At 63.0% G+C, this 4,208-nt stretch carries 1 protein-coding gene; it reads right to left on the bottom strand.

Features of this window, described 5'->3' with window-relative positions:
* Window positions 1-4,208 (bottom strand): non-ribosomal peptide synthetase (locus B0O95_RS14985; RefSeq protein WP_146064114.1); only part of this gene is annotated, 4,208 nt, incomplete at both ends.

Genomic DNA, 4,208 nt, shown 5'->3' with positions numbered 1-4,208 from the left:
TACTGGTCAAGCCGCTCACGACTGTCGAAAGCCAGCTGCACCAGCAGCAGATACGGATCGCCGTCGCTGGCCAGCAGATGGTGAAACAGCAGCCCATCTTGCAGTGGCGACAGTGCATAAATGTCCTGGATATTGGCCACACCCTGCGGCACCTGCTCGACAATCTTGTCAATGTCCGCTTGCGTCAGCTCAATGAGCGGTAGCATCGACGGCGTAATCGCACTCGTGTCGGGCGTGATCGCGTTCGCAGGCACCACCACGTCACGGTGCTGACCCAACGTCTGCGCCAACGCACTGAGCGTCGGCGTGTCGAACAGCGCGCGCACGGATAACCCGATTCCCCGACACCGCAGGCGCTCAATCAACCGCACCGCCAGCAGCGAGTGGCCCCCCAGTGCAAAGAAGCTGTCGTGCCGACCCACACGCTCGACGCCCAATAGCTCGGCCCAAATCGCCGCCAGCGTCGTCTCAAGTTCGCCTTGCGGCGCTTCATACGCTTGATGTGCCAGCGCGTCGTCACCCGGTGCAGGCAGTGCACGCCGATCGAGCTTGCCGTTCGATGTTAGCGGAAACACGTCCAGCCGCACAAACGCACTGGGCACCATGTATTCAGGCAACGCGGCCGCCACCTGCGCGCGCAACGTCCCCGCTAACGCGTCATCAGGATCAGCCACCACATACGCCACCAGCCGTTTATCTTGGCCTTCGCCCAGCGCCAGCACCACCGCGTCGCGCACTTGCGGATGCGCCGTTAAGCACGCTGCGATCTCGCCCGGTTCAATGCGAAAGCCGCGAATCTTCACTTGCTCATCGTTGCGCCCCAAAAACTCCAGATTGCCGTCTGGTAAATACCGCGCCACATCCCCGGTCTTATACAGCCGTGCACCCGCTTCATCGGAGAACGGATCGGGCACAAAGCGCTCAGCGGTCAGCGCCGGGCGGTTCAGGTAGCCGCGTGCGACCCCGGCGCCACCAATATACAACTCACCGACCGCACCCAGTGACACCGGCTGGCCGTGCGCATCGAGCAGATAAACGCGCGTGTTGGCAATCGGCCGGCCAATGCTCTCAATCAATGCCTCACCACGATGCATCGGCCGCCACGTCGAATAGGTGGTGCTCTCCGAAGGCCCATAAAGGTTACAGAGACGCTGGATGGGCGTTTGCTCAAAGATTTGTTTAGTTAAGCGCGCTGTTAGCGGCTCACCCGCCAGGTTAATCGTAGTGGCCGAAGATAAGTTAGCCTGATGCGCCAGCAGGGACTGCAGCGCGGAAGGCACTGTATTAATCAGTGACACAGGCTGCGTCTGCTGCATTAAAGCCAATGCGTCCTTGACCAAGTGAACGGTCGAACCTTGCGCGAGCGGCACAAAACACTCGTAGACGGACAAATCAAAACTGATTGAGGTGGCAAATAGCGTATGCTGCGTCTCCAAAGGCGTAAAGGTTTGCACCGCCCAGCACAAGAAATTGACGGCTTGGGCATGCTCGACCATCACGCCCTTCGGGGTCCCGGTGGAGCCCGACGTATAGATCACATATGCCAGATGCCGGGCCGTCAGGCCCGTCACCGACGGATTCGTGTCCGGCAACGCCGGCAGCGTGGTCGGATCGAACACTGTGCGCTCGGCGAGCGCCGCCTCACCCAACGCAGCGCGCCCGGCCGTATCCGCCAGCACAATGCTGGGCGCCGCATCGGCGAGGATGTGCACCAAGCGTTCACTCGGATACGCTGGATCCAGCGGCACATACGCGCCACCCGCTTTCAAAATCGCCAGCCCCCCCACGACCAGCGCGGGACTGCGCTGCACGCAGATCGCCACGAGCGTGTCTGGCTTGACGCCTAACTCGATCAGCTGGTGCGCGAGACGATTGGCTTGGGCATTCAGCTGCGCATAGCTCAACGTCTGGTCTTCAAACACCAGCGCTGGCGCCTCGGGCGTGCGCTCGACCTGCGCTTCGAATAGCTGGTGCACGCACTGATGTTCCGGATACGCCTGCTGCGTCGCGTTCCAAGTCTGCAGCAGCAACTGGCGCTCGGCCGGTGATAGCAACTCAAGCGTTGCGACCGGCTGCTGGGGGCACGCCACCATTGCACGCAACATCGTCTGTAGATACCCGACGTGCCGCTCGATCGTGGACCGGTCGAACAGCGCCGTCGCATACGCTAAGCTGCCGATGATCTCGTCGCCTACCTCACACAAGTTCAGCTCGAGATCGAACTTCACGACGTCATACTCGAGCTCAGCCGGCGTGGCCGTGAGCCCAGGTAAGCGCCACTCGCCTGGCTCATGGTTCTGCCACGCCAACATCACTTGAAACAGCGGCGTATGATTTAATTGCCGCGGCGGCTGCACGATCTCGACCACTTGCTCAAACGGCAGATCCTGATGCGCTTGCGCGTCCAGCGTCGTGCGCCGCACACGCGCGAGCAGCTGGGCAGTATCCGGTTCGCCCGACAGATCCATGCGCAACGCCAGCGTATTGACAAAAAAGCCGATTAACGGCTCGATTGCGGCATGCCCCCGGTTTGCGCTGGGCGTGCCGATGACCACGTCGTGCTGGCCTGACAGGCGCGCGAGCACCGCGCTCCATGCGGTAAGCACCGTCATAAATAGCGTCGTGCCGTGCTCCGCGCTTAAGCGCTTGAGCGCTTGCGTGGTCGATGCATCGATCTGCACCGGCACCTGCGCGCCGGCAAACGATTGCTGCGCCGGGCGCGGTCGATCGGTCGGTAGCGCCAGCCGCACCGGCGCATCGGCCAGCGTCGTGCGCCAATAGTCGCTTTGCGCCTGCAGCCGCTCACCCGTGAGCCACTGTCGTTGCCACGCCGCATAGTCCGGATATTGAACCGCCAGCGGCAGCAGCGGATCAGCTTGCGCCCCGACGCTCGCTGCGTACAGTGCGCTCAACTCACGCGCGAGCACCTCGATCGACCAGCCGTCCGACACAATATGGTGCTGCGTGAGCAACACCACGTGTTCGTCATCGGCCACTTGAATGCCGCACGCGCGGATCAACGGACCGCGCGCCAGATCAAACGGTGCGTGCGCAGCTTCATGACGCAAGCGGGCCAGCTGCACGTCGGCATCGGGCACCTCACGCAGATCATGCCAGCGCAGCGGCACGCCCGTGTCCGACGGCAGCAGCTGCACCTGCGGCTGCCCCTCGACGCTGACAAACGTCGAGCGCAGCGCTTCATGACGCGCGAACAGCGCATCTAATGCCTGTTGCCAGGCCGCTCGATCAAGCGGCCCGCGCACATGCAGCGCCAGCGGCATATGATATGTGTCACTCACCCCATCGAGCTGCGCGAGAAACCACAGCCGCTGCTGGGCGAACGATAGCGGCAACCTGCCTTCACGCGACACCGACGTGATCTCGGGCAGCATATCGGTGCCTTGTTGCCAGTGGGCGTCGAGCGCCGCGGCAAACGCCGCCAACGTGGGCGTGGCGAACAAGATCGCCAACGGCACGTCGGCACCCAGCCCTCTGACCTGGTTCATCAACCGCACCGCCAGCAGCGAGTGGCCCCCGAGCGCAAAGAAGCTGTCGTGCCGACCCACACGTTCGACTCCCAATAGCTCCGACCAGATCGCCGCGAGCGTCTTCTCGAGCTCGCCTTGTGGCGCTTCATACGCTTGATGCGCCAGCGCGTCAGCGTCCGGTGCGGGCAGTGCACGCCGATCGAGCTTGCCGTTCGGTGTCAACGGCCACGCGTCCAGCCGCACAAACGCGCTGGGCACCATATACTCAGGCAGGCTCGCCGCCACCTGCGCGCGCAAGGTGCTCGCCAGGTGCGCGTCCGCTTCGGCCTGCACATACGCGACCAGCCGCTTAGCCGAGCCCTCACCGGTTGCTACCACCACCGCGTCGCGCACCTGCGGATGCGCCGTTAAGCACGCTTCGATCTCCCCCGGTTCAATGCGAAAGCCGCGAATCTTCACTTGGTCATCGTTGCGCCCCACAAACTCCAGATTGCCGTCCGGTAAATAACGCGCTAAATCCCCGGTCTTATACAGCCGCGCATCGGCGTCCTCTGAGAACGGATCCGGCACAAAGCGCTCCGCGGTCAACTCCGGACGGTTCAGATAGCCGCGCGCGACCCCCGCGCCACCAATAGATAACTCGCCGACCGCACCCAGTGGCACCGGCTGGCTGTGCGCGTCCAGCAGATAAATCGTCAGATCCGGAATCCGTGTGCCCAC

Source organism: Mycetohabitans endofungorum (genome assembly GCF_002927045.1).
Taxonomy (GTDB): Bacteria; Pseudomonadota; Gammaproteobacteria; order Burkholderiales; family Burkholderiaceae; genus Mycetohabitans; species Mycetohabitans endofungorum.
This window is presented reverse-complemented; position numbering and strand designations above follow the sequence as displayed.